The organism is Microbacterium rhizophilum (genome assembly GCF_039605615.1).
Taxonomy (GTDB): Bacteria; Actinomycetota; Actinomycetes; order Actinomycetales; family Microbacteriaceae; genus Microbacterium; species Microbacterium rhizophilus.
The window spans coordinates 765,944-791,416 of record NZ_JBCNUN010000001.1 but is presented as its reverse complement, the minus strand read 5'-3'; the positions used below and the strand labels follow the sequence as shown (position 1 = coordinate 791,416).

Genomic DNA, 25,473 nt, shown 5'->3' with positions numbered 1-25,473 from the left:
AGTGTCACCACCAAACACACCCGAAGTGTCACCGATGTCCTGATACAGAACTGTCACCAATGTCCTGCGACATGACAAGGCGTGAAAGCGCGTGTCCCCGTGCACGACACGTGTTGTCGGAGGCAGGACAGCCCCCGGCGGCTCACTCGCGGCCGCGGAGGCGGTCGATGTCGCGGCGCTCGCGCTTGGTCGGGCGGCCCGCGCCGCGGTCGCGGACCGCGACCACGCCGGCGAACTCGCGCGGCGGCGGGGGAGGCGTGCGGTCGTCGAACGCGGTCGCCGCGACGGCCGCGCCCACGCGCTTGGCGATCGGCTGGCGCACCACGAGGATCCGGTCGAAGCCGTTGACCCGCACGCGCAGCTCGTCACCCGGGCGGATCGCCTGGGCCGCCTTGGCGTGGGAGCCGTTGACGCGCACGTGGCCCGCGCGGCACGCGGTGGTCGCTGCCGAGCGCGTCTTGTAGACGCGGATGGCCCACAGCCACGCGTCGACGCGGACGGAATCGCTCATCCGTAAATCGTAGGACGCCCTGAGCCGCCCGGCGGGGGACCGGCACGATCAGAGGTCGAGAGCGACGACCACCCGCGTTCCGGTCGGCCGGGAGACCTCCCGGAACCCCGCCTTGAGGAACGTCGACACCGCGCCGACGAACAGCGCGTTGGACGACGTCGTGGTCGCGTCGGTCGCGATCGGGTAGCCCTCGACGACGCGGGCACCGCTGCCGCGCGCATAGGCGACCGCCGCCTGCAGCAGCGCGGCGTTGAGCCCCTGGCCCCGGTGCTCGCGGCGGACCGAGAAGCACGTGACGGCCCAGACGCTCTCGTCGTCGAGCGGCACGGGGGATCCGGCCTTCACGACGCGGCTGTTGATCGTGCGCCTCTGCGCCGCGCGCGGTCCGATGCGGATCCACCCCGCGGCCTGCCCGTCCACGTACGCGACGAGCCCGGGCGGCGGGCCGGCCTCCAGCTCATCGTGGAGGATCTGGGCCCGCTGCTCGACGGTCGTGGACTCCCACTCCTTGTTCGGAAGCAGCGGCCACACGCACTGGCAGGAGCGCCCGTCCCCGCCGCCCGTGAGCGCTGCCTGCACGTCGTCCCACTCGGCGAGCGTGGCCGGCCGCGTCGTGATCTGCACCATGCGGTCAGCGTAGGGCCGACCTCCGACACGCGCGACGGACGCGCCCGCCCGCCCGGTTCGCGGCACCCCGCGCGACCGGGTAGACTAACGGAGTTGTCCGCGCGAGAGTGCGGACATCGGGCTGTGGCGCAGCTTGGTAGCGCACTTGACTGGGGGTCAAGGGGTCGCAGGTTCAAATCCTGTCAGCCCGACGGAGAAGCCCTGGTGAAAGGTTCCTTTCACCAGGGCTTCGTCGTTTCCGCGGGAGGCCGTCAGTCGTCGCTGACGGTGACCGTCACCTGGATGTTGCCGCGCGTCGCGTTGGAGTAGGGGCAGACGAGGTGTGCCGCGTCCGTGAGCGACTGCGCCTCATCCTGGGCGAGGCCGGGGAGGACCACCTCCAGTTCGACGGAGAGCTCGAAGCCGCCCTCGCCGTTGGGTCCGATGTTCACGCGCGCGCCGACCGAGGAGTCGCTGATCGGCGTCTTGCGCTCGCGTGCGACTCCCTGCAGCGCCGAGTGGAAGCAGGCCGCGTATCCGGCGGCGAACAGCTGCTCGGGGTTGGCGCCGTTGCCCGATCCGCCCATCTCGGTCGGGACCGCCATGTCGAGGTCCAGGCGCCCGTCGGCCGTGCGGACGTGGCCGTTGCGGCCGCCGCCGGTGGAAAGTGCCTCGGTGCTGTAGACCGTGGTTGTCAACATGGTGTCCCCCTCATTCGTGTGTGCTGCCTGGACGGTTTCGCCCGGCCTCGACCGGGAACCGGCGGGAGGCGGGTGTTATTCCGCGCATGTGCCCGGGGAGACCTCCGCACCGCCCGCGGGGGTGAGCCGGCCGCCCCGGCACCCGTCGGGCCGCGTGCCCGCGTGTCAGTGCGCCGCGGGCCCGTGCGCGTCGTCGGCCGGGGGATCGGCGGTTGCGGCGAGCGAGTCGAAGAAGCGCGCCACGGTGTCCCTCTGCTCGGGGCTCAGTGCCGCGATCACGTCGAAGCGTCGGGCGTGCGTGCGGCCGACGCTCGCGCGCGCGGCGCGGCGCGTCTCGTCCGTGACCTCGATCGCGATGCTGCGCCGGTCGGTGGGGTGCGGCAGCCGGCGGATGTGGCCGCCCTCGGCCAGGCGGTCGAGCAGCTTGGTCACCGAGGCCGTCGAGATCCCCAGGTACTGGGCGATCAGGCTGGGCGTGGCGACGACCCCCTGGCGCTGCGCGGCGATCGCGAACCGCAGCGCGCGCATGTCGGTCTCGCCGAGCTTCATGTACCGCTGGGAGGCCTCGCTCATCGCGCGCTCGGCCTCGCGCCAGCGGCGCATCGCCTCGAGCACGCGTACGATCTCGCTCAACTCGGCGTCGGAAAGTCCCGCGCGCTGCACGAGCTCCTGATCGGGATCGAGCAGGCGCGGGTCGTGCATCACGACCCGAGGACCCCTCGGCGGGTTTTCGGCGCCCATGGGATGAGGGTAGTGGATTCGCGGTTAGATATATGGCTACCATGTTGCTAGCCCGGCTAGTAATAAACTTGGAGAGTTAAGTGAGCGACGTCACCGAGCGTGTGGTCCTGTTGGACGAGAACGGCGATCCGTGCGGCGTCGCGCCGAAGGACGCGGTGCACGACGAGTCCACAGCATTGCATCTCGCCTTCTCGTGCCACGTCCGCGACGAGCGCGGGCGCCTGCTGCTCACCCGCCGCGCGCTCACGAAGCGCACGTGGCCGGGAACGTGGACGAACGCGTTCTGCGGTCATCCGCAGCCGTTCGAGCCCATCCCGGACGCGGTCGTCCGCCGCGCGGAGCACGAGCTCGGGATCGCGCTGCGCGACATCCGCCTCGTGCTTCCCGACTTCCGCTACCGGGCCGTGGACGCGTCGGGGATCGTCGAGAACGAGATCTGCCCGGTCTACACGGCGGAGGCGGTGGGAGAGCCCGTGCTGCACCCGCACGAGGCGATGGACGCCCGGTGGGTCGAGCCCGAGGACCTCGCGGCCGCGCTCGCCGCGACGCCGTGGGCGTTCAGCCCGTGGCTCGTGCTGCAGGCGCAGGAGATGTCGGGCCCCGGCGAGGCGATCTCGGCGTCCGCATGGCGCGAGGCGGCAGCATGACCGCACACCAGGCGGTGGCCGAGGACCTGGTCGACCGCGTGATCGAGGAGTACTTCGAGCGCCGGATCGAGCGCGCCGAGCGGCTCGGCCCGCCGGCCGCCGCGCTGTGGCGGCGAGCCGCGGCGTCGGCGCGCGGCGGCAAGCGGCTGCGCCCGCGGCTCGTGCTGCTGGCGCACGACGCGCTCGGCGGATCGGACTCCGGCGCGGCAGCGGTCGCCGCGGCCGCGTTCGAGGTGCTGCACAGCGCGCTGCTGCTGCACGACGACGTGCTCGACGGCGACCTCGTGCGCCGCGGGCGACCCAACCTGGCGGGCGAGTTCGCGACCGACGCGCTCGTCGACGGCGTCGGGACTCCCGAGGCGACCGCGTGGGGCTCGGCGTCCGGCCTGCTCGCGGGCGACCTGCTGCTGAGCGGAGTGCACGCGCTGATCGCGCGCATCGACAGCCCCGCCCGCGCCGAGCTGAGCGAGCTCGTGGACGACGCCGTGTTCCTCACGGCCGTGGGGGAGCACGCCGACGTCGGGTTCTCGCTGGGCGTGATGCCCGCGGAGGCGGGCGGCATCCGGCGCATGATGGAGCAGAAGACCGCCGCGTACTCGTTCGCCGCGCCGCTGCGCGCGGGCGCCGTGCTGGCGGGCGCCGACCGCGAGTCCGCCGATGCACTGTGGCGCATCGGCACGAGCCTGGGCCTGCTGTACCAGCTGCGCGACGACGTGCTCGGCGTGTTCGGCGCCGAGGCGTGCACCGGCAAGAGCGCGATGGGCGACCTGAGGGAGGGCAAGCGCACGCTGCTCGTGGCCTTTGCGGAGGCCGAGCCGGCGTGGCTCGAGGTCGCCCATCTGTTCGGCCGGCGCTCGCTCGCGAACCACGACGCCGAGCGCCTCCGAGCGGCGCTCGTGTCGTGCGGCGCCGTGGCATCGGTCGAGGCACTCATCGCCGAGCAACTGGCCCAGGTCGAGCGCGACATCGCGGCCTCGGGCCTGCCGGAGTCGCTGCGAGGCGAGCTCGGCGGGATCGCCCGGATGTGCGTGGAGCGTGACGCATGAGGCACGCCACGGGACTCGACCTCTACACGCGCGCGGCCCGCGAGGCGTCGGCGCGCGTGATCGGCGCGTACTCGACCTCCTTCGGGCTGGCCAGCCGGCTGCTGCCGCGCGACGTGCGCGTGCGGATCGCCGACGTGTACGCGCTGGTGCGCGTGGCCGACGAGATCGTCGACGGGCCGGCCACCGAGGCCGGAATCCGCGCGGGCGACAAGCGCGCGCTGCTCGACGAGCTCGAGCGCGAGACACTCACGGCCCTGGAGCGCGGTTTCAGCGCCAACCTGGTGGTCCACGCGTTCGCCGTCACCGCGCGCGAGACGGGCATCGCGCCCGAGCTCATCCGGCCCTTCTTCGCGTCCATGCGGACGGACGCCGACGGCGCCACGGTGTTCGACCAGGACGCCTACCGGCGCTACGTGCACGGCTCGGCCGAGGTCGTCGGCTCGATGTGCCTGCGGGTGTTCGCGACGGAGCGCCCCGGCATGACGATCGACGAGGAGCTGGAGGAGGGGGCGCGGCGCCTGGGCGCGGCGTTCCAGAAGGTGAACTTCCTGCGCGACCTGCGCGACGACGTCGATCGGCTGGGCCGCGTGTACCTGCCCGACGTGGATCCCGCGCGCTTCACCGAGCAGGACAAGGAGCGTTTCGTGCGCGAGATCGAGGCCGACCTGGCCGTGGCGCGCCGCGCCATCGTGCGGCTGCCTCCGGGCTCGCGCCGCGCGACGGCCGCCGCGGCGGCGCTGTTCGGGCGCCTGAACGACGAGCTGCGCCGCACGCCCGCGGCCGAGGTGCGGCGGCGCCGGATCTCGGTGCCCGCGGGCGTGAAGCTGGGTGTGCTCGCGCGCGCGGCGGCCGGGCGGGTGCCCGCGTGACGGGCCGGCAGCGCGTGGTCGTGATCGGCGGAGGCATCTCGGGCCTCGCCACCGCGGCGCTCGTGGCGCGCGAGGGCGCCGAGGTGACGCTCGTGGAGGCGCGCGACGAGCTGGGCGGTCGCGCGGGACGCTGGTCGTCCGAGGGCTTCACGTTCGACACGGGCCCCTCCTGGTACCTCATGCCGGAGGTGTTCGACCACTTCTTCCGCCTGCTCGGCACGTCGTCGGCCGAGCAGCTCGACCTCGTGCGGCTCGACCCCGGCTATCGCGTGTACTTCGAGGGACGCGACGACGCCTTCGACCTGCCGGCGACCGGAGCGCGCGACGCGCTCGTGTCGCTGGACCCCACGGCGGCGGACCGCCTCGACGCGTACCTGGCGTCCGCGGCCGAGACGTACGACCTCGCGACGTCGCGCTTCCTCTACAGCACGTACGAGTCGCTCGGTCCGCTCCTCGGGCGCGGGATGCTCGCGCGGCTGCCGCGGCTCGCGCGCCTGCTGGGCGAGCCGCTCGACAGGTTCATCCGCCGTCACTCTCGCGACCTGCGGGTGCAGCAGGTGCTGGGATACCCGGCGGTGTTCCTCGGCACGTCGCCCGCCGCCGCGCCCAGCATGTACCACCTCATGAGCCACCTCGACGTGGGACAGGGGGTGCTGTACCCGCGTGGCGGCTTCTCGAGCCTGATCGACGCGATCGCGCGCCTGGCCGAGCAGCACGGCGCGCGCCTGCACACGGGTCACCGCGCGCGCCGCATCACGGTGGAGGGCGGAGCCGTCACGGGTGTCGAGGTCGAGACCCCGGACGGCGGCACGCGCCACCTGCCGGCGGACGTCGTGGTCTCGAGCGCGGATCTCCGCGTGACGGAACGGCAGCTGCTGGGCCCCGAGCACCGCTCGCGCACGGACGCGTGGTGGGACAAGCGCGACCCCGGCCCGGGCGCCGTGCTCGCGCTGCTCGGAGTGCGCGGCGAGCTTCCCGAGCTCTCGCACCACACGCTGTTCTTCGCGCGCGAGTGGGAGCGGGGCTTCGACGCGATCTACGGCGCGGACCCCCGCATCCCGGATCCGGCGTCGCTGTACGTGTGCCGTCCGAGCGCCTCGGACGAGGTCGCACCCGAGGGGCACGAGAACCTGTTCGTGCTGATCCCCGTGCCCGCCGATCCGGAGATCGGCGCGGGAGGCGTGGGCGGAGCGGGCGACGCGAAGGTCGAGGCGACCGTGGATGCCGCGATCCGCCAGATCGCGACGTGGGCGGGGGTGCCCGACCTCGCCGAGCGGGTCGTGGTGCGCCGCAGCATCGGCCCCGCCGACTTCGAACGCGAGTTCGGCTCGTGGCGCGGCGGCGCGCTCGGTCCCGCGCACACGCTGCGGCAGAGCGCGGTGCTGCGCGGCAGCAACGCGTCCTCGCGCGTGCGCGGGCTGCTCTATGCGGGCGCGACGACCATCCCGGGGATCGGCCTGCCCATGTGCCTGATCAGCGCCGAGCTCGTGGTCAAGCGGCTGCGGGGCGACCGGACCGCGGGCCCCCTGGAGGAGCCGGCATGAGCGTCCTGTACCTCGCGTGCCTGCTCGTGTCGCTCGCGGGCGTCGTGCTGCTCGACCTGCGCCACAGGCTGTTCCTGGGGCGCGCCGTGCGACCCGCGCTGCTGGTGCTGGGCATCGGGCTCGCGTTCTTCCTCGCGTGGGACGCGCTCGGCATCGGCCTCGGCATCTTCTTCCGCGCCGAGACGGAGTTCATGACCGGGATCCTGCTGGCGCCCGAGCTGCCCGTCGAGGAGCCCGTGTTCCTGCTGTTCCTGTGCGAGCTGACCATGGTGCTGGCGTGCGGCGCCGAGCGCCTGCTCGACCGCCGGGAGAAGGGCGCCGCGTGACCTACCTCGTGCTGTGCGCCGTCTTCCTGGCCGTCGCGATCGTCGCGGCGCTGCTCTTGCGCCGCGGCGCCGAGCGTCGCCCGTCGCTCGCCGCCACGGCGATCGCCGCGCTCGCGCTCGTCGTCCTCACGGCGGTGTTCGACAACGTCATGATCGCCGCGGGCCTGTTCGCGTACGACGACGCCCGCATCTCCGGGATCCGGATCGGCGCGGCCCCGATCGAGGACTTCGCGTATCCGCTGGCCGCCGTGATCCTGCTTCCGCACCTGTGGGCACGACTTCGCGGGCGGGCGCGCGCGGGGGAGGCGGCATGATCCGCGACCTCCTGATCGCCTCGCGACCGCTGAGCTGGATCAACACGGCGTTCCCGTTCGCCGCCGCGTATCTCCTCGCCGCGCGCGAGGTCGACGCCGCGCTCGTCGTCGGCACGATCTTCTTCCTCGTGCCGTACAACCTTGCGATGTACGGCGTGAACGACGTGTTCGACTACGCGTCCGACCTCGCCAACCCCCGGAAGGGCGGCGTGGAGGGCGCGCTGCTGGCCCCCGAGAGGCACCGCGCGGTGCTGATCGCCTCGGCCGTCGCGTGCCTCCCGTTCGTCGCGGCACTCGTCGTGTGGGGGTCTCCGCTGTCGTGGCTGCTGCTCGCGGTCAGCCTGTTCGCCGTCGTCGCATACTCGGCTCCGCCGCTGCGCTTCAAGGAGATCCCGGTGCTCGACTCGCTGACCTCGAGCGTGCACTTCGTGAGCCCGGCCGCCTACGGCGTCGCGCTCGCGGGCGGGACGTTCGACGCGCAGCTGCTCGCGGTCCTCGGCGCGTTCCTGCTGTGGGGCGTCGCGAGCCACGCGTTCGGCGCGGTGCAGGACGTCGTGCCGGACCGTGCGGCCGGCATCGCGTCCATCGCCACGGCGCTCGGCGCCGCGCGCACCGTGCGCCTCGCGCTCGCCGCCTGGACCGCGGCCGGGCTGCTCATGCTCACCACGGGAGTCCCGGGAGCCTGGGCGGCGCTGCTCGCGGTCCCGTACCTGTGCGCCGCCGCGCCGTACGCTCGCGTGTCGGACGCCGACTCGGCGCGCGCCAACCGCGGCTGGCGCCACTTCCTCTGGATCAACTACGCGTGCGGGTTCGTCGTGACGATGCTGCTGATCGTCGTCGCGATGAACACCGCCTGATGTCCGCCCTCGACCAAGGAGCACTCATCTTGGACAGCACCACCACCACGACGACCGCCGACCGCGTCCCGTTCGCCTCGCCCGCGTCGGCGTCCGGCGCGCCCTACGCGACCGAGCCGCAGCCGTACGACGGCCTGCTGCTCGCCGGATTCGGCGGGCCCGAGGGGCAGGACGACGTGATCCCCTTCCTGCGCAACGTGACGCGCGGTCGGGGTATCCCGGACGAGCGCCTCGAGGAGGTCGCGCACCACTACCGGCACTTCGGGGGCGTGAGCCCGATCAACGCGCAGAACCGCGCGCTGAAGGCCGCGCTCGAGGCCGAGCTCGCGCGCCGCGGGATCGACCTGCCCGTGTACTGGGGCAACCGCAACTGGGCGCCGTACCTCGAAGACGCCGTGACCGAGGCGGCCGCGCAGGGGAGCACCCGCCTGCTGGCGTTCGCCACGAGCGCCTACAGCTCGTTCTCCAGCTGCCGCCAGTACCGCGAGGACTTCGCGCGCGTGCTGACGGGAACGGGACTCGCCGAGACCGTGACGATCGACAAGATCCGGCAGTTCTTCGACCACCCCGGGTTCGTCGACGCGTTCGTGCCGGGAGTGCTGGATGCGCTCACGCAGCTGCGCGAGGCGGGCCAGACGCGCGTGCTGTTCACGACGCACAGCATCCCGGTCGACGACGCGCGCCGCTCGGGTCCGCGCGAGCTCGACCTGGGCGACGGCGGCGCGTACGAGGCGCAGCACCGTGCGGTCGCCGAGGCCGTGATGCGGCGCGTGGCGGAGCGCGACGCGTCGCTGGCGGACGTGGCGTGGGAGCTCGTGTACCAGTCGCGCTCGGGCCCCGCGTCGCAGCCGTGGCTGGAGCCGGACATCTGCGACCGCATCGGCGAACTGCCGGGCGAGGGGGTCGCGGCGGTCGCGATCGTGCCGGTCGGCTTCGTGAGCGACCACATGGAGGTGATGTGGGACCTCGACAACGAGGCGCTCGAGGCCGCCGAGGCCGCGGGCATGCGCGCGATCCGGACGCCCACGCCGGGCGTGGACCCGGTGTTCGTGGCGGGGATCGTCGACCTGGTCGAGGAGCGGATCGCGGCGGTGCCCGCCGCCGACCGCCCGCGCGCGACCGACCTCGGTCCCTGGTTCGACGTGTGCCGTCCCGCGTGCTGCGAGAACGTGCGGGCGGGCTTCAAGCCGGCCGCCGCGGGCGTGGCGCCGTGAGCGACGAGCGCCTGTCCTTTCCGGCGGGCGAACTCAGCGCCCCGACCGGGGCGGAGGAGGGTCTTCGCGCGCTGCCGCGGGAGGACGGGCGCTCGCCTCGCGTCGTCGTGCTCGGCGCGACCGGCTACCTCGGCGGCCGGCTCGTGCCGCGACTGCTGCACGGCGGGTACCGCGTGCGCGTGCTGTCGCGCTCGTCCGGCCGCGTCGCGGCGCTGCCGTGGGCGGCGGACGTCGAGGTCGTCACGGGCGACGCGGCCGACGCGGATGCGGTGGGCCGCGCGGTCGAGGACGCGGACATCGTCTACCACCTCGTGCATTCCATGACCGCGGGCGCGGGCTTCGCCGAGCGCGACCGCGCCATCGCGGAGAACGTGGCGCACCAGGCCCAGGCGCACGGCGTGCGTCGCATCGTGTACCTGGGAGGACTGCACCCCGAGGGCGTGCCGCTGTCGCCGCACCTCGCCTCGCGCAAGGAGGTGGGGGACATCCTGCTCGCCTCGGGCGTGCCCACGCTCGTGCTGCAGGCGGGCGTCGTGATCGGCTCGGGGTCGGCCTCGTTCGAGATGGTGCGGCACCTCACGGACGTGCTGCCGTACATGCCCGCGCCCCGATGGGTGCGCAACCGGATCCAGCCCATCGCAGTGCGCGACGTGCTGCACTACCTGCTCGCGGCGGCGCGCGTCGAGCCCTCGCTGAACCGCGCGGTCGACATCGGCGGGCCCGACGTGCTGCGCTACGGGCAGATGATGAACGGCTACGCGCTCGAGGCGGGCCTGCCGCAGCGCGGCATCGCGGCGCTGCCCGTGCTCACGCCGCGCCTCGCGTCGCTGTGGGTGGGCCTCGTCACGCCCGTGCCGTGGCAGATCGCGCGGCCGCTCGTGGAGTCGCTCCAGCACCCGTGCGTCATGAGGGATCACGCGATCGACGGCATCATCCCGCCGCCGGCCGCGGGGCTGACCGGCTATCGCGAGGCGGTCCGCCTGGCGCTCGCGCGCATCGAGATCGACGACGTGGAGACGAGCTGGGTCGACACGACGGTGTCGCGCGCTCCGAGCGATCCGCTGCCGAGCGATCCGGACTGGGCCGGGCGCACGGTGTTCACGGATCGGCGCACGCGCCGCACGGTCGCGGATCGCGATGCGGTGTGGGCCGTCATCACGCAGATCGGCGGCACGAACGGGTGGTACTCGGCCCCCGCGCTGTGGGCCGTGCGCGGATGGATCGACCGGCTGATGGGCGGCGTCGGGCTGCAGCGCGGGCGCCGGACCCGCGCGCGGGTGGCCGTGGGCGATGCGATCGACCTGTGGCGCGTCGAGGCGATGGAGCCGGGGAGCCTGCTGCGGCTGCGCGCCGAGATGTGGACGCCCGGCAACGCGTGGCTCGAGCTCGCGGTGCACGACGCGCCGGACGGCGCGGAGTACGTGCAGCGCGCGGTGTTCTTCCCGCGCGGGCTGACCGGCCGGCTCTACTGGCTCGCGATGCTGCCGTTCCACGGCATGATCTTCAGCGGCATGGTGAGCCGGATCGTCTCGACGGCGGAGCGCGGCACGGCAGGCGCGACCGCCACGACCGGCACGACGGCCGAGGGCTGAGCGGCCGGCGAGGTCTGAGCGACCGCCGAGGTCTGAGCGACCGCCGAGGGCCGAGCGACCGCCGCCGGCGCGTCAGCTCAGGTCGGCGATCAGGGCGGGGAAGCGGTCGGACAGCTCGCGCGCGAGGTATCCGACGCCCTGCCGCCCCGGCGCGAGCTGATCACCCGCGCACGCGTGCAGGTACGTGCCCCACACGGCCGCGTGCGCGGGAGTGGCTCCGCGGGCGGCCAGTCCCGCGATCGCGCCCGCGAGCACGTCGCCGCTGCCGGACGTGCCGAGCCCGGGACCCCCCGCGCGGATCCGCCACGCCGAGCCGTCCACATCGGCCACCAGTGCCTGCGTGGCCACGGCAGCGCCGTACGCGCGCGCCACCTCGCGCGCTGCGCGGCGCACATCGGCCGCGCGGTCGGCCGCGATCTCGCGCCCGCCCAGCAGCACGCCCAGCTCGGTAGGGCTCGGCGTCAGGATGAGCCGCCCGTGGAGGTTGGAGACCAGGCCGGGCTCGTCGGCGATCGCAGCCAGCGCGTACGCGTCGAGCACGAACACCGTGGACTCCGGCGCCTCGGCGACCAGCGCCTCGACGAGGCGCGCCGCCGACTCGAGGTCGTCGAGCCCCGGTCCGATCAGCACGGCCTGCACCGAGCGCAGGGTCGGAAGCACGGCCGTGTAGGCGTCGGGACGCACGGATCCGTCCGGCGTCTCCGGCAGGGCGATCACGCCCGCCTCGGGCACGCCGACGCCGAGCGCCGGCGCGACGGACCGCGCGACGCCCAGCGTGATGCGGCCCGCTCCCACCCGGAGCGCCGCCACGCCCGCCAGCGCGACCGCGCCCGGACTGCGCAGCGCGCCTCCCACCACGAGCAGCGTGCCGCGGTCGTACTTCGACGAGCCGGGATCGGGCAGCGGCCAGCGGCGCAGGGAGCGCCGGCCGACCGTCTCAGTCCGCAGTGGCACGGGGCTCCTCCTCGGCGTCGTCGGGGCGGCCGGGATCGATCTCGTCCTGGCGGGGCGCGACGTCCCTCCGGCCGGTGTGCAGGGTCGCGGGAACGCCGTGACGCTCCAGATGCGTCACGTCGCCGACGAGCGCGGCGCGCCACGGGCGGTCCGGATCCGCGTCGGCCTCCAGGATCGTCACGGACGCGTTCGGCACGGGAGCCTCGATCGCCGCGGACAGCACGCGCTGCTCGTCCCAGCCCTCCAGAACGTAGCGGAACAGGTGGACGACCGCCTCGTGCACGAACACGACACCGGTCGTGGCCGGCGCGCTGCGGGCGTCGACCAGGAACGAGCGCAGCCGCAGGGCCACGTCCGCCCACGACTCGCCGCCCGGCGGGCGGTAGTAGAACTTGCCGAGGTGGGCGCGCCGCTCGGTCTCGGACGCGTATCGGGCCGCGACGCCGTGCGACGTGAGGTGGTCGAGCACCCCGAGCTCGCGATCGCGCAGCCGCTCGTCCGGCCGCGGCACCCGGGCGACGCCCGAGGCCGCGAGCGCGAGGCGTCCGGTGTGCGCCGCGCGGCGATACGTCGAGACCCAGGCCGCCGCGCCGTCGTCCACGCCGAACGCCGGCAGCGCCGAGCCGAGCGCGCGCGCCTGCGCCTCGCCCGTGTCCGACAGGGGCGTGTCCGCGTCGCGGTACGGCAGGTCGATCACCTCGTCGCCGGCCAGCTCGGCGGCGCTCGCCGCCTCGTTGCCGACGCTCTCGCCGTGGCGGACGATCACGAGTCGCTCGAGTCCCATCGTCCGAGCGTAACGAGCGCCCCGGCGCCGGGGGGAGGCTTGACAGACGGCTGCGCGACGGCCGTGGGCGCGCGATCCCGCACCGCCCGGCCGCGGTTCACTCCGCCGGCGCGTCCCGCGGCGGGTTGTGCATGAACTCGATGCGGATGCCGTTGTCGTCCTCGACGAACGCGGCGTAGTACCGATCCGAGAACCGCGGGTACTCCTTGGGATCGCGCACGGCCGTCCACCCCGCGTCCAGCGCGATCGCGTGGAAGCGGTCGACATCCGCGCGGGACTCGACGGCGAACGCCAGGTGCTGCCATCCCACCCGACCGTGCACGTGCGGGCCCGTGCCGTCCTCGCGGGGCGGCATCAGGATCAGCTCGGTCTCGCCGTCCTTCCACCAGGACACCGAGTCGGACGCGTCCTGCCGCTCGAAGCCGAGCGCCTGCAGGATCGGGTCGAACTGCGCGATCCCGCGCGGGACGTCGTCGACGGTGATTCCGAGATGATCGAACACGGGCATGCGCTCGATCCTAGGACCGCCTAGCGCGGCGGCATGCCGCCGCCCATCGCGCCCGCGGTCGGCTCCGTGGCGGTGTCGACCCGCACCGTGAGGGCGGCGGAGTACCCCGCGGTCGAATTGCCCGTCACGGCCGCCAGCTGCAGCGCGCCGCCGTCCTCGCCGAACACGTTGTCGCTTTCGAGGCTGATGCGCGCCAGGTTCGCCGCTGATCCGTCGTACGCGGGCCGCGCGTACACGTCCGCGAGCACGTCCTCGGGGAGAGCGAGCTGGGACGTCGCGATCGCGTTCGCGGAGTCGGTGATCGAGCCCGCGTCCGGGTAGACCTCGAAGTGGATGTGCGGCCAGCGCCCCGCGTAGCAGCCCGGCATGATCGACGTGAACGTCACCAGGCCGTCCGCGTCCGCGACCTGCACGCCGCGCAGCCAGGTCTGATCCTCGACGCCCTGCGAGTACATCGAGTAGCGGCCCTGCGCGTCGCAGTGCCACGCGTACACCGCGACGCCCGCGAAGGCGGCGTCCGCCTGCGCCATGTCGGTGATCCGCAGCGTGAACCTCAGCGGCACGCCGTCGACCGGATCGTCGGATCCGACGCTGGAACGGATGTCGGATCGCACGATGCCTGACTGCTCGAGCACGTCGGGGCCGTTGGAGCCGTCGCCGGGATAGGGACCCGCGGTCTCGTCGGGGATCTCCGCGGCCGGGACCTCCGCGGTGGTGCCGGGCGATGATGTCGGCGACGGCGACGGCGACGACGCACCGCCGGCGCCCGACGCGGAGCGCCCCGTGCCGGAGGCGGGCGCGCACGCCGCCAGGAGCGCCGCTCCCGCGCCGAGGCCCGCGAGGCCGAAGAGCGCGCGCCGGTTCAGCAGCGTGCCGAGGTCGAAGCCCGCGCCCTGGTCCACGACCTCCTCGTGGGGCCTGGCCAGCGGCCGACCCTCGTACGAGGGCCCGTCGCTCGTGGGCCGGGGGTCGGGAATGCGTCGCGTCATGTGCGTCTCCTCTGCTCGGGGCGCCCCGAGGCGCCACACGAAGACACTGCGCGTCGCGCTGCGGTGGGCGCACTGAGCCGCGTATGAGATCGCTATGCGGGGGAGCCCGGATCCCGGATCCGCCCGGATCCCGGAGTTCGCCTGGATCCCGGATCGTTGCACGCTCAACGCTCCGGGATCGGGGCGTCCTCCGGATTCCGGGTGTCTGAGCTTCGCGGGCGAGGCCTGGATCCGAGATCCGCCTGGATGCCGGATCCGCCTGGATCCCGGAGTTCGCCTGGATCCCGGATCCTTGCACGCGCAATGCTCCGGGATCGGGGCGTTCTCCGGTGTGTGGGTGTGTGAGCTTCGCGGGCGAGGCCTGAATCCCGGATCCCGCCTTAATCCCGGACCCGCCCGATCACGGAGTCTGCCTGGATCCCGGATCCTTGCACGCTCAATGTTCCGGGATCGGGGCGTTCTCCGGTGCCGGGTGTCTGAGCTTCGCGGGCGAGGCGTGGTCCCGGCGCCGCCTGAATCCCGGAGTCCGCCGGGATCCCGGATCCCTGCACGCTGGAGGCTCCGGGATCGGGGCGTTCTCCGGTTTCCGGGTGCCCGAGCGTGGCCGCTGATTCCGAACGGCGTCGCCGTCGCGCGGGTCCGCCGTGAAGGAAAGCCGCCGGGGCGAGAGAGCGGGGCGGTGATCCGCCCGCATCTCCAGGATACGCGGGCGGTGGGGCCTTGCCGCAAGGCCCAGGTCGTGGGGCAGAATTGCGCGTTCCCCCTTCCCGGACCGCCGCCATTCCAGGAGCCGCCGCGTGAACCTGCATCCCTTCTCCCTCGACGCCCACCCGGCGAAGGTCGACCCCGCGCTGATCGCGGCGGACGTCGCGCAGTTCGCGAGGATCGGCGCGAGCCTCGCCCGCCAGATCGCCGAGCTCGAGGCGCGCCTCGACGCGCAGCGCCGCGCGCCCGCCGGGCACGGTCAGGCGGCCCTCGACCGCGACCTCGAGATCCATCGCCTCACGGCGCGGCTGCGGATGCTGCGCCGGTTCGGGCTGGACCTGTGCCTGGGTCGCATCGTGGGGGAGCAGGGCACGCTGTACATCGGGCGGCTGGCCCTGACCGACGACGACGGCGAGCCGCTGCTGATCGACTGGCGCGCGCCGGCCGCCGAGCCGTTCTTCGGCGCGACGCTCGCGACGCCCATGGGGCTGGAGACGAGGCGGCGCTACCGCTGGACGGGCGCGGTCATCACGGACTACTGGGACGAGGCGTTCACTCCCGACGCGCTCGCGTCGGGAGCGGCGCTCGATGACCAGTCGGCGTTCATCGCGAGCCTCGGCGCCAGCCGCTCGTCCCGCATGCGGGACGTGCTCGGCACGATCCAGGCGGATCAGGACGCCATCATCCGGGCGGGCTCGCGCGGCGCCCTCGTGGTCGACGGCGGCCCGGGCACGGGCAAGACCGTCGTGGCCCTGCACCGCGCGGCGTACCTGCTGTACGCCGACCCGCGGCTGCAGGACGGTCGCGGCGGCGTGCTGTTCGTGGGCCCGTCGCCCGCCTACACGGCGTACGTGTCGGACATCCTGCCCGGGCTGGGGGAGGAGGGCGTGCGGATCGCCACGCTGCGCGACCTCGTGCCGGAGGGCGCGACCGCGGTAGACGAGCCCGACCCGGAGGTCGCGAGGCTGAAGGCGGCAGGCGAGATGGTCGACGCGGTCGACGCGGCCGTGCGGCTGCGGGAGCACCCGCCGGCGCGCGACGTCGTGGTCGACACCCCGTGGGGCGACGTGCGCGTGCGCGCGGCCGACTGGGCCGAGGCCTTCGGCGCGATCGAGGCGGCCTCCTCGCACAACGAGGCGCGCGAACAGGCGTGGGAGGCGCTGCTCGGCGTCCTCGTCGATCGCATCGCCGCCGCCGCGCCGGCCCGCGACGCGTGGGCGGACGACGACGACGCCGACGATCGGTGGGGCGACGAGGGCTGGGGCGACGCGGGGTCGACCGCGTGGGACGACGAGCGCCGCGCCGAGGAGCGGGCACGCGAGGACGAGGACCAGTTCGACGCCTACGGGCTCGCGGGCGAGGACGGGGACGCGGCCGTGCGCCGTGCGCTCGCCGACAGCGAGCGGCTGCGCGCGGAGTTCGACGCGGCGTGGCCGCTGCTGGATCCCGTCGCGCTCGTGCGCGCGTTCTGGACGGATCCGGCGCTGCTGCGACGGTGCGCCCCGTGGCTGAGCGGCGCGGAGGTGCGCGCGCTGCAGCGTCCCGCGGGAGCGCCGTGGACGCGCGCGGATCTACCGCTGCTGGACGCCGCCCGACTGCGCGCGGGCGACCCGGACGCGGCCGTGCGGCGGCGGCGGGCCGAGGCCGAGGCGGCGGCCGAGCGCGCACGCATGAACGACGTCGTCGCGGATCTGATCGCCACGGACGATTCCGACATGCGCGTGATGTCCATGCTGCGCGGGCAGGATCTGCGCGGCACGCTGGCGGTGCCGGCCGTCGCGCCGCCTGCGGGGGACGCGCTCGCGGGCCCGTTCGCGCACATCGTGGTGGACGAGGCGCAGGAGCTGACCGACGCCGAGTGGCGCATGCTGCTGCGGCGCAACCCGTCCCGCAGCTTCACGGTCGTGGGCGACCGCGCGCAGGCGCGCCGCGGTTTCACGCAGACGTGGCAGCGGCGTCTGGCGCGCGCGGGCCTGCGGGACGTGGCCATGGCCGCGCTCACGATCAACTACCGCACCCCCGAGGAGGTCATGGCCCACGCGGCGCCGCTGATCCGCTCGGCGATCCCGGATGCCAACGTGCCGACGTCGATCCGCCGCAGCGGCATCCCCGTGCGGCACGGATCGGTCGGCGAGCGGGACGCTCTGCTGTCGGCCTGGGCGGCGGCGCACGAGGAGGGCGTGGCGTGCGTGATCGGCGATCCGTCGTTCGCGGGCGGCGAGCGCGTCCGCTCGCTGTCGCCGGCCGAGGCCAAGGGGCTCGAGTTCGACCTCGTGGTGCTTGTCGACCCGGATGGGTGGGGTGCGGGGATCGAGGGCGTCGTGGACCGCTACGTCGCGATGACGCGCTCGACGCGAGAGCTCGCGATCCTCGCGCGCCATTAGCGCGCTGGCCGCGGATGCGCAATGCCCTGTGTGAGAGCACGTCCGCCCGAGTTCACTGGACCGACCACAGGTGAATCCTGAAAGGAGCATCGCCATGAGCACTCCCCTGAACCGAGACGACGGTCGCGACGGATCCAATCGCGACGAGACCTACCGCGACGAGGTGATCCGCGAGGAGGCCCGCCGCGACGCGGGTGCCGCGAGCGGCGCACACGTGCACGACGACACCGTCACGACGGGGCAGCCGTCCCCGGATCGCGACGCGGGACGCGGCAGCGACGAGCCGACGGTCGCGTACGCCGCGCCGCCCGTCGACGACCGCAGCACGTCCGGCTCCCGCAGCGACGACGCCGACCGCCGCCGGGACGACCGAGACCGGGACCGGGACGACGACCGCGACCGCACGTCGGCCGCCCCCGTCGCGGGCGCGGTGTCGCCCGACGCGGCGCGGGCCGCTCGTCACGAGGTGGTCGCGCGCGAGAAGGAGGAGTTCGGGGGCATGAAGTTCGGCTCCGCCTTCTTCGGCTGGCTGAGCGCTATGGGCATGACGGTGCTGCTGACGGCGCTGGTGGCGGGCGCGGGAGCCGCGCTCGGTCTCGGCGCCCAGGTCGATCCCGAGCAGGCCGCGCAGGAGAATGCCGAGACGATCGGCATCGCCGGCGCGATCGCGGTGATCGTGATCCTGTTCATCGCGTACTACTGCGGCGGGTACGTCGCGGGCCGGATGGCGCGCTTCAGCGGCGCCAAGCAGGGGATCGCCGTGTGGCTGTGGGCGCTCATCGTGGCGATCATCGTCGCGATCATCACCGCGATCGCGGGCGCGCAGTGGAACATCCTCGCGAACGTCAACACGTTCCCGCGTCTGCCGTTCAACGAGGGCGAGCTGACGACCGCGGGCATCATCACGGCGGTCGCCGCGCTGCTCGTCAGCCTGGGCGGCGCCGTGCTGGGCGGTCTCGCCGGCATGCGCTACCACCGCAAGGTGGACAAGGCGGGCTTCGGCCGCTGAGCCGCGGGCGACGCTCCGGCTGCGCCTGACCCATCGGGCCTTCCCTCCTCGGAGGGGAGGCCCGATCCGCGTGCGCGCATTTTCGCTCCGCCCACCCCGCGGCGGGAGCAGAATACGTGTCAGGCGCGGCGAAGAAGGAGTCGGATGACCAGCATCAGCACGATCGGGACGGGACGGCCAGGACGCGCGCGCGGCGCGAAGGAGTCGATCGCATCCTGGATCCAGAACATGGGCCAGACGCGTCTCGGCGCGCTGCTGCTGCTGCTCGCGACGATCGCCGCGATCGTGTGGGCGAACGCGTTCGGGGACCTGTACCGCGAGTTCTGGGAGACCCACTTCACGATCGGGGTCGGTGACCTGCGGCTCGACTTCACGTTGCACGCGCTCGTGAACGACGCGCTCATGGCCGTGTTCTTCTTCACGGTGGGTCTCGAGGTGCGGCGGGAGTTCGCGATCGGCGAGCTCACCGACTGGTCCCGCGCCATGGTGCCCGTGATCGCCGCCGTGGTGGGACTCGCGGTGCCCGCGCTGATCTTCGTGGCCGTCGCAGCGGGCTCGGGGCAGGAGCACGCGTGGGGGGTCGTGATCTCCACGGACACGGCCTTCCTCGTGGGCGCGCTCGCGCTGATCGGTCCGCGCGTGCCCGGGCGGCTGCGGGTGTTCCTGCTGACGCTGGCGGTGGTGGACGACATCGGCGCGCTCAGCATCATCGCGCTCGTCTACACCGAGAGCTTCGATCCGCTGCCGCTCGTGCTGGCGGGCCTCGGGCTCGCGGCCATCTTCGCCACGCGCTACCTGCCGAGCGGCCGCGGCCCCGTGTACGCGACGCTCGCGATCGTGGTGTGGCTGGCGTTCCTCGCGTCGGGCGTGCACCCCACGCTGGCGGGCGTCGCGATCGCGCTGCTCGTGCCCGTGTACCGGCCCAACCGGCGCGACATCGAGCACGCCCTGGACCTCGCCCGCACGTTCCGGCAGTCGCCCAACAGCGAGTACGCCCGCGCGGCGGCGAACAGCCTGCGCGAGTCGATCTCGATCAACGAGCGGCTGCAGAGCGCGTGGGGGCCGTACGTCGCCTACGCCGTGCTGCCGCTGTTCGCGCTCGCGAACGCGGGCGTGCGACTGGACGGGGACATCCTCGCGGGAGCCCTGCGGTCGCCCGTCGCGTGGGGCATCGTCGCGGGTCTGGTGGCGGGGAAGATCATCGGCATCCTGGGGCCCGTCGCGCTCATGCGCGCGCTGCGGATCGGCGAGTTCGGTCCCGGCCTGACGCTCGACCGCATCGCGGGCGGTGCGGCCCTGTGCGGCATCGGCTTCACGATCTCGCTGTTCATCATCGAGCTCGCGATCGACGACGCCGCGGCCCAGAACGAGGCGCGCGTGGGGGTGCTGGCCGCGTCGATCATCGCGCTCGTGCTCGCGACCGTGGTGTTCCGCATCTCCGACGCGGCGCGCCCCGCGGAGGAGACAGGGCAGACGCTGCAGCGCCCCGTCGATCCGCGGCGCGACCACGTGTTCGGCTCGATGGACGCGCCGCTCGAGATCGTCGAGTACGGCGACTTCCAGTGCGAGTTCTGCTCCAAGGCGTCCGGCGTGATCCAGGAGGTGCACGAGGAGCTGGGCGACCGCGTGCGCTACGTGTGGCGGCACGCGCCCCTCACGCGCAAGCATCCCAACGCGCTCGCCGCGGCGGAGGCGTCCGAGGCGGCCGCCAAGCAGGGTCGCTTCTTCGAGTACGAGCGCAGCCTGTTCGCCGACCAGGAGCATCAGCGCCCGTCCGACATCATCCGCCGCGCCGAGGAGCTGGGGCTGGACGTCGAGCGGTTCGAGGAGGACCTGCGCTCGGGCGACGTCGCGGCGCACGTCCGCGACGACCTCCTGGACGCCGAGGCCATGGACATCACGAGCGTCCCGACGTTCTTCGTGAACGGGCGGCGGCACGTCGGGCCGTACGACGCGCGCTCGCTCATCCGGGCCCTGGAGGAGACCGCGCCCGACCGCGTGCCGGCCTGAGCCGTCGGCCTGAGCGGCGGTCAGTCGGCCCGGGCGGTCAGACCGCCCATCGGCCGGCCTCGCCGAACAGCATGGGCGGGGGCGTGCCGATCGTGCCCTCCTCGCCGAACGTCTCGGACAGGTAGCGGTGCACGAGGGTCACGGCCATCGCGCCCTCGCCCACCGCGGACGCGACCCGCTTGACCGACCCGGATCGCACGTCCCCCGCGGCGAACGTGCCCGGCACGCTGGTCTCGAGGTGGAACGGCGCGCGGTCGAGCGTCCACCGGCCGTCCAGCAGGTCCGGCGTCAGGTCCGGTCCGGTCAGGAGGAAGCCGCGCGGATCGCACGCGATCGACGTGTGCGTGGCCCAGTGCGTGTCGGGCACGCCGCCGATGCACACGAACACGCGGCCCGTGGCGCACTCGCGGCGCTCGCCGCGGTCGTCCTCCAGCACGATCGACGCGAGATCCTCGTCCCCGCGCAGCTCCACGATGCGCGTGCCGGTCAGCACGCGCACGCGGGGCTCCTGCTCGATGCGGTTCGCCAGGTAGGACGACATCGTGCGGGAGAGGCTGGGTCCGCGCACCACGAGCGTCACGCTCGCGGCGTGCTGCGCGAGATTCATGGCCGCCTGGCCCGCCGAGTTGGCGCCGCCCACGATGAACACGTCCTCGCCCGCGCACGCGAGCACCTCGCTCGTGCCCGCGCCGTAATATATGCCGGCGCCCAGGAAGCGGTCCTCGTCGTCGAGCCCGAGGCGGCGCCACGCGACGCCCGTGGCCGCGATGACCGCCGTCGCGGCGATCTGCGTGCCGTCCGAGAACGCGCTCCGGCTGCCGTGCTGGCGGATCTCCCCGCGGATCTTGCGCCGCATGAGCAGCAGCTCCGCGCCGAACGCGACGGCCTGCTGGCGCGCCCGCTCCATGAGCTCCGCGCCGCGCACGCCGCTCGGGAAGCCCAGGTAGTTCTCGATCAGGCTGCTCGATCCCGCCTGTCCGCCCACGGCCTCGCGCTCCACGAGCACGACGCGCAGCCCCTCGGAGGCGGCGTACACCGCGGCGGACAGCCCCGCGGGGCCCGCGCCGTAGATCGCCAGGTCGTACGTCGACACGTGCGGCTCCGAGATCCAGCCGAGGCTGCGGGCGATCTGCTCGAGGCTCGGCTCGACGAGCTCGGCGCCGTCGGGCAGCACGAGCACCGGCAGCCGGGCGTGCGCGAGCGTCGTGCCGAGCGCGTCGAAGCACTCCGCGTCGGAGTCGACGGGCGTCCACTCGTACTCGACGACCGTCCGGGTCAGGAAGTCGCGGATCTCGTACGTCACGCGGTCGTGCCGACCGCCGTACAGCTGCGCGAGGCCCTTGGCGCTCATGACGCCTCCGCCCGGTCGCGCTCGTCCAGCACCGACCGCCAGCCGAGCGGCACGCGCCCGCGCGGCCCGGGGGAGGGCTGATCCTGCGGGCGGCTCTGCGGCGCGGCCAGCTCGGGACCCTCGAAGGTCTTCTCGTCGACGTAGTCCCAGAACCAGGTCTCGCCGGGCTCGAAGCTGCGGATGTAGCGATGGCCCGTCGCGCGGAAGTGCTCCGTCGCGTGGCGGCCGAGCGACGTGTCGCAGCAGCCGATGTGCCCGCACGTCGCGCAGCGCCGCAGGTGCACCCACCAGCCGTCGTGGTCGTCGCACTCCGGACATCCGGTGCCGGACGGCGCGACGGACGGGTCGATCCGGGGCTCTGTCTCCTCGCTCATGCGGCGCCCTTCGTTCCAGCGGAGGGGATGAGCGACACACTAGGGCGCGCACGCGGCGCGCGACAGAGGCCGGGCGGGGCTCAGGCCGCGACGAGGGCGCGGAGCGCGTCCAGCAGCTCGGTCTGGATCGCGGTGAGGTCGCGGGTCTCGCCGGGGGCGATCCAGCGGGCGAAGGCATTCGAGAACACCGACACCAGCAGGTCGCCGGCCAGGTCCGCGGCCTCGGGGGCGGTGCCGCGGGCGCGCAGGGCCTCGGCGACGGCCGCCGCGATGCGCGTCATCTTGAGCTGCTCCCGCTCCCGCAGGGCGACGTTCGCCGCGACGATCGCGCCGCGCACGCGCGCCTGCTCCCGTTCCCGGATGCGCTGCAGCTCGCCGCCGGCCGCGTCGAGGGCGTGGGCGACGATCGCGAGGTCGGAGGCGCCGGCCGGGGCGCCCTGCACGGCGCCGACGAAGGCGGTCAGGAGCACGTCCTCGCCGCCGAAGAGCACCTCGCGCTTGTCGGCGTAGTGGCGGAAGAAGGTGCGCTCGGTCACGCCGGCCGCCGCGGCGATGTCGGCCACCGAGGTCGTCTCGAAGCCGCGCTCGGCGAACAGCCGCAGCGCGGCCTCGTGCAGCCGAGCCGCGGCGCCGGGAGCCCATCGTGCCATGGAGGGAGTCTAGCGCGAGTGATGACAGTGACCGACATCGGGTGTATTCTCGCTATGTCAGTCACTGACGTCAGTGACTGACATGACGATGTCGCCCAGGCGACGAGGAAAGGACCTCATGCGCGTTTTCATCACCGGAGCATCCGGATACATCGGCCGCGCGGTCGTGGCCGAGCTCGTGGCGGCGGGCCACGACGTCGTCGGCATGGCCCGATCGCAGGCCGCCGCGGAGACGGTGGCCGCCCTCGGCGCGAACGTCCGGCGCGGTGAGCTGGACGATCTCGACGCGATCCGCGCCGGCGCGGCCGACGCGGACGGCGTCATCCATCTGGCGAACAAGCACGACTGGGCCAACCCCGCCGAGTCGGATCGCGCCGAGCGCGCCGCGGTGGGGGCGATCGCCGAGCAGCTGCAGGGCACGGGCAAGCCCTTCCTCCTCGCGGCGGGCGTCGCCGGGCTCACCCCCGGTCGCCCCGTCACCGAGCTCGACCCCAACCCGTCCGTGGGCCCGGAGTCGATGCGCGGCGGTGCCGAGAACCTCGCGCTCGAGTACGTCACCCGGGGCGTCCGCGTGGTGCCGGTGCGCTTCGCGCCCACCGTGCACGGCGAGGGCGACCACGGCTTCGTGGCCGCCGTCGCGCAGGCCGCGCGCCGACGCGGATCCGTGCCCTACGTCGGCGACGGCGTCAACCGCTGGCCGGCCGTCCACCGCTCCGACGCGGCTCGTCTCGTGCGCCTCGGCCTCGAGACCGCGGAGGCGGGCGCGATCCTGCATGCGGTGGGTGAGGAGGGCAGCGCCGTGCGGCGCATGGCCGAGGCGCTCGCCGAGCGGCTCGAGCTGCCCGCCGTGTCGGTCGATGCGGAGACGCTGGCGGCGGAGATCCCGTTCATCGGACGCATCCTGGGGCTCGACATCCCCGCCTCGAGCGCCCTGACGCGCGAGCGCACGGGATGGGAGCCCTCAGGCCCGACCCTCCTCGCGGACATCCGGGCCGGGCACTACGACGCGTGACCACGAGCCGGGCGGACGGATCCCATCCGTCCGCCCGGCGAGGATGCGGCGCTGGTCGGTGACGCGCCCGGCGCGCGACGCTGGGCAGGAGCGGGGCGCGCGGCTATCGTGGCGATCGTGAGCACACTTGACGACGTGATGCGCTCCGTCATCGATGAGGTGGACGGGGCCCTGGGATGCGCGGTGGTGGATGTCACGACGGGCGAGCTGCTCGGCGTCGCGCATGACGTGCCCTACTTCAACCAGACGTACCTGGATGCCGTGGCCGCGGCGGCCGTGCAGATGTTCCGCGGCGCCACCGTCACGACGGTCGAGAAGCTCATCTCGGAGCGCCGCGGGGTCACGCCCGAGCACCTCATCGAGGAGGTGCAGATGACCACGCGGCGGACGATGCACTTCATGATGATCCTGCCCAACCATCCGCGGGCCGCGAGCGTTCTCATCACCGACCGCCGGGCGAACGTGGGCATGAGCTGGGCCGCGATCCGCCGATCGATGCTGGAGGTCGAGCCGCTCCTGGACGCCGCCGGCACGGCCGCGTGAGGACAGGGCTCCATGTCCACACGCGCAACTGAGATCGAGCGCCTCGCGACCGCCGGCAACGAGCGGTTCGACGGCGTCATCCGCCTGGCACAGGCGATCTTCGGCGCCCCCATCGCCGCGCTCAACCTCGTCACCGAGACCCAGCAGTTCACGGTCGCCGCGAGCGGCACGCCCAAGGCGAGCCGTGGGCTGGGCGACTCGATCTGCCAGTACACGGTGCAGCGCGAGGGCGTCTTCGAGGTCCCCGACCTGCGGCTGGACGACCGCTTCGCGGAGATGCCGAGCGTCGCCGCCGGCCCGCGCGTGCGCTTCTACGCGGGCGTGCCGCTGCACTCGACCAGCGGACAGCGCGTCGGATCGCTGTGCCTCCTCGACCTGGTGCCGAGAGAGCTCGGCAACGCGCAGCGCGAGATGCTCGCCGATCTCGGCGCCATGCTCGAGCGGGAGATCGCGGTCGAGCTCGAGATGATGCGCGCCGGCGAGGTGCAGGCGCTGCTGCTGCCGAGCGAGCCCCCGGCGCTCGAGGGCGTCGAGATCGCCGGACGCGTGCAGCAGGCGCGCGCCGCGGGCGGCGACTTCTTCGACTGGCAGGTCATCGACGACGGCGCACCACAGCTGCAGTTCGTGCTGGCCGACGTGATGGGCAAGGGCCTGTCGGCCTCGCTCATCGCGTCGGAGGTGCGCGCGGTGCTGCGCACGCACTCGCGCTATGCGACGCTCGCGGAGTCCCTGAACCGCACCGTCGAGACCATCGCGCAGGACCTGGAGACGAACGGCAGCTTCGTCACGATGTGGACGGGGCGGCTCGATCCGGTGACCGGCGCGCTGCAGTACGTCGACGCGGGCCACGGCCTCGGTGTCGTGGTCTCGCCGCGCGGCGTGCGGCGTCTCGCGCAGCCGAACGTGCCTCTCGGTGTGCCGTTCGCGGGGACCATGGAATCCTCGACCGACGTGCTGGAACCCGACGAGACCGTCGTGATCGTCAGCGACGGGGTCTTCGACGTCTTCGGCGAGATCGATCTCGCGCTCGACGCCGTGCAGGCCGCGGCCGATCCGGCGCTGACGCCCGCGCAGCTCGTCGACCGCGTGGTCGACTACGCCGCCGCACAGGGCGCATCGGACGACCTCACGGCCGTCGCGCTGCGGCGCACGGGCGTGCGCACATGAGAGTGCCGGCGCGCGCGCCGCGCACCGATCCCGAGCGCGAAGTCGGCGCTCTCGACCGCAAGGAG

General features: G+C 73.6%; 26 protein-coding genes and 1 tRNA gene. 16 read left to right on the top strand and 11 right to left on the bottom strand.

What is annotated here, in order from left to right:
• Positions 1-142: 142 nt before the first annotated feature.
• Both AAD528_RS03965 and AAD528_RS03960 read right to left on the bottom strand, forming a co-directional pair.
• Positions 143-511 (bottom strand): Hsp15 family ribosome-associated heat shock protein, encoded by a 369-nt coding sequence (locus AAD528_RS03965; protein ID WP_345750721.1) that lies wholly within the window; start codon positions 509-511, stop codon positions 143-145.
• Positions 512-559: 48 nt separating this feature from the next.
• The gene (locus AAD528_RS03960; RefSeq protein ID WP_345750720.1) at positions 560-1,138 is read right to left on the bottom strand and encodes a GNAT family N-acetyltransferase; all 579 of its coding nucleotides are present in this window, start codon (positions 1,136-1,138) and stop codon (positions 560-562) included.
• A 117-nt stretch (positions 1,139-1,255) separates the two neighbouring features.
• Between AAD528_RS03960 and AAD528_RS03955 the strand changes: the two genes are divergently transcribed.
• A tRNA-Pro gene (locus tag AAD528_RS03955) sits at positions 1,256-1,329 on the top strand.
• 60 nt (positions 1,330-1,389) lie between these two features.
• Here the strand turns inward: AAD528_RS03955 and AAD528_RS03950 are convergent.
• Positions 1,390-1,818, bottom strand: a complete 429-nt coding sequence (locus AAD528_RS03950) for an organic hydroperoxide resistance protein (RefSeq protein ID WP_345750719.1) — start codon at positions 1,816-1,818, stop codon at positions 1,390-1,392.
• Between the two features lie 165 nt (positions 1,819-1,983).
• The gene (locus tag AAD528_RS03945) at positions 1,984-2,559 is read right to left on the bottom strand and encodes a MarR family winged helix-turn-helix transcriptional regulator (RefSeq protein ID WP_345750718.1); all 576 of its coding nucleotides are present in this window, start codon (positions 2,557-2,559) and stop codon (positions 1,984-1,986) included.
• 80 nt (positions 2,560-2,639) lie between these two features.
• On the opposite strand from AAD528_RS03945, the gene idi reads away from it, so the two are divergent.
• The 9 genes from idi to AAD528_RS03900 are packed head-to-tail and all read left to right on the top strand — an operon-like array spanning position 2,640 to position 10,968.
• Positions 2,640-3,206 (top strand): isopentenyl-diphosphate Delta-isomerase, encoded by a 567-nt coding sequence (gene idi, locus AAD528_RS03940; protein ID WP_345750717.1) that lies wholly within the window; start codon positions 2,640-2,642, stop codon positions 3,204-3,206.
• Positions 3,203-4,252 (top strand): polyprenyl synthetase family protein, encoded by a 1,050-nt coding sequence (locus AAD528_RS03935; RefSeq protein WP_345750716.1) that lies wholly within the window; start codon positions 3,203-3,205, stop codon positions 4,250-4,252. Before idi ends, AAD528_RS03935 begins: the two co-directional genes overlap by 4 nt.
• Positions 4,249-5,121, top strand: coding sequence for a phytoene/squalene synthase family protein (locus AAD528_RS03930; RefSeq protein ID WP_345750715.1), 873 nt, complete (start codon positions 4,249-4,251; stop codon positions 5,119-5,121). The genes AAD528_RS03935 and AAD528_RS03930 overlap by 4 nt, the downstream gene beginning before the upstream one ends.
• Positions 5,118-6,665 (top strand): phytoene desaturase family protein, encoded by a 1,548-nt coding sequence (crtI, locus tag AAD528_RS03925; RefSeq protein ID WP_345750714.1) that lies wholly within the window; start codon positions 5,118-5,120, stop codon positions 6,663-6,665. Before AAD528_RS03930 ends, crtI begins: the two co-directional genes overlap by 4 nt.
• Positions 6,662-6,991, top strand: a complete 330-nt coding sequence (locus AAD528_RS03920; protein ID WP_345750713.1) for a lycopene cyclase domain-containing protein — start codon at positions 6,662-6,664, stop codon at positions 6,989-6,991. Before crtI ends, AAD528_RS03920 begins: the two co-directional genes overlap by 4 nt.
• Positions 6,988-7,305: a lycopene cyclase domain-containing protein gene (locus AAD528_RS03915; RefSeq protein WP_345750712.1), complete on the top strand. Its 318-nt coding sequence runs from the start codon at positions 6,988-6,990 to the stop codon at positions 7,303-7,305. Before AAD528_RS03920 ends, AAD528_RS03915 begins: the two co-directional genes overlap by 4 nt.
• Positions 7,302-8,162 (top strand): prenyltransferase, encoded by an 861-nt coding sequence (locus tag AAD528_RS03910; RefSeq protein WP_345750711.1) that lies wholly within the window; start codon positions 7,302-7,304, stop codon positions 8,160-8,162. The genes AAD528_RS03915 and AAD528_RS03910 overlap by 4 nt, the downstream gene beginning before the upstream one ends.
• Before the next feature lie 29 nt (positions 8,163-8,191).
• Positions 8,192-9,376, top strand: a complete 1,185-nt coding sequence (locus tag AAD528_RS03905) for a ferrochelatase (protein ID WP_345750710.1) — start codon at positions 8,192-8,194, stop codon at positions 9,374-9,376.
• Positions 9,373-10,968 (top strand): SDR family oxidoreductase, encoded by a 1,596-nt coding sequence (locus AAD528_RS03900; RefSeq protein ID WP_345750709.1) that lies wholly within the window; start codon positions 9,373-9,375, stop codon positions 10,966-10,968. The genes AAD528_RS03905 and AAD528_RS03900 overlap by 4 nt, the downstream gene beginning before the upstream one ends.
• A gap of 72 nt (positions 10,969-11,040) precedes the next feature.
• Here AAD528_RS03900 and AAD528_RS03895 read toward each other — a convergent pair whose 3' ends face one another.
• The 4 genes from AAD528_RS03895 to AAD528_RS03880 all read right to left on the bottom strand — a co-directional run bounded on the left by AAD528_RS03895 (position 11,041) and on the right by AAD528_RS03880 (position 14,203).
• A complete protein-coding gene (locus AAD528_RS03895; protein WP_345750708.1) occupies positions 11,041-11,922 on the bottom strand; it encodes an NAD(P)H-hydrate dehydratase in 882 nt (293 codons plus the stop codon).
• Positions 11,906-12,706 (bottom strand): histidine phosphatase family protein, encoded by an 801-nt coding sequence (locus AAD528_RS03890; protein WP_345750707.1) that lies wholly within the window; start codon positions 12,704-12,706, stop codon positions 11,906-11,908. Before AAD528_RS03890 ends, AAD528_RS03895 begins: the two co-directional genes overlap by 17 nt.
• 97 nt (positions 12,707-12,803) lie before the next feature.
• Positions 12,804-13,214 carry a VOC family protein gene (locus tag AAD528_RS03885; RefSeq protein ID WP_345750706.1) on the bottom strand — a complete coding sequence of 137 codons (411 nt, stop codon included), beginning with the start codon at positions 13,212-13,214 and terminating at the stop codon, positions 12,804-12,806.
• Between the two features lie 20 nt (positions 13,215-13,234).
• Entirely contained in the window at positions 13,235-14,203 is a 969-nt protein-coding gene (locus tag AAD528_RS03880; RefSeq protein WP_345750705.1) for an intradiol ring-cleavage dioxygenase, read from the bottom strand.
• 797 nt (positions 14,204-15,000) lie between these two features.
• On the opposite strand from AAD528_RS03880, the gene AAD528_RS03875 reads away from it, so the two are divergent.
• The 3 genes from AAD528_RS03875 to nhaA all read left to right on the top strand — a co-directional run bounded on the left by AAD528_RS03875 (position 15,001) and on the right by nhaA (position 20,311).
• Positions 15,001-17,292 carry a HelD family protein gene (locus AAD528_RS03875; protein ID WP_345750704.1) on the top strand — a complete coding sequence of 764 codons (2,292 nt, stop codon included), beginning with the start codon at positions 15,001-15,003 and terminating at the stop codon, positions 17,290-17,292.
• 94 nt (positions 17,293-17,386) lie between these two features.
• Positions 17,387-18,301, top strand: coding sequence for a hypothetical protein (locus AAD528_RS03870; RefSeq protein WP_345750703.1), 915 nt, complete (start codon positions 17,387-17,389; stop codon positions 18,299-18,301).
• A 144-nt stretch (positions 18,302-18,445) separates the two neighbouring features.
• The gene (gene nhaA / locus AAD528_RS03865; protein ID WP_345750702.1) at positions 18,446-20,311 is read left to right on the top strand and encodes a Na+/H+ antiporter NhaA; all 1,866 of its coding nucleotides are present in this window, start codon (positions 18,446-18,448) and stop codon (positions 20,309-20,311) included.
• 37 nt (positions 20,312-20,348) lie between these two features.
• Here the strand turns inward: nhaA and AAD528_RS03860 are convergent, their stop codons facing one another.
• The 3 genes from AAD528_RS03860 to AAD528_RS03850 form a co-directional block, all read right to left on the bottom strand.
• Complete coding sequence (locus AAD528_RS03860; protein WP_345750701.1) at positions 20,349-21,662, bottom strand: NAD(P)/FAD-dependent oxidoreductase; 1,314 nt, start codon at positions 21,660-21,662, stop codon at positions 20,349-20,351.
• Positions 21,659-22,036, bottom strand: coding sequence for a UBP-type zinc finger domain-containing protein (locus AAD528_RS03855; RefSeq protein ID WP_345750700.1), 378 nt, complete (start codon positions 22,034-22,036; stop codon positions 21,659-21,661). Before AAD528_RS03855 ends, AAD528_RS03860 begins: the two co-directional genes overlap by 4 nt.
• An 80-nt stretch (positions 22,037-22,116) precedes the next feature.
• Complete coding sequence (locus AAD528_RS03850; RefSeq protein ID WP_345750699.1) at positions 22,117-22,686, bottom strand: TetR family transcriptional regulator; 570 nt, start codon at positions 22,684-22,686, stop codon at positions 22,117-22,119.
• Positions 22,687-22,804: 118 nt separating this feature from the next.
• Here AAD528_RS03850 and AAD528_RS03845 point away from each other — a divergent pair, with 118 nt between their 5' ends.
• The 3 genes from AAD528_RS03845 (at position 22,805) to AAD528_RS03835 (ending at position 25,408) form a co-directional block, all read left to right on the top strand.
• A complete protein-coding gene (locus AAD528_RS03845; RefSeq protein WP_345750698.1) occupies positions 22,805-23,698 on the top strand; it encodes an SDR family oxidoreductase in 894 nt (297 codons plus the stop codon).
• Between the two features lie 117 nt (positions 23,699-23,815).
• On the top strand, positions 23,816-24,241 hold the full coding sequence (locus tag AAD528_RS03840; RefSeq protein ID WP_345750697.1) for a hypothetical protein: 426 nt from the start codon (positions 23,816-23,818) through the stop codon (positions 24,239-24,241).
• 12 nt (positions 24,242-24,253) lie between these two features.
• Positions 24,254-25,408 (top strand): PP2C family protein-serine/threonine phosphatase, encoded by a 1,155-nt coding sequence (locus AAD528_RS03835; protein WP_345750696.1) that lies wholly within the window; start codon positions 24,254-24,256, stop codon positions 25,406-25,408.
• Positions 25,409-25,473 lie beyond the last annotated feature (65 nt).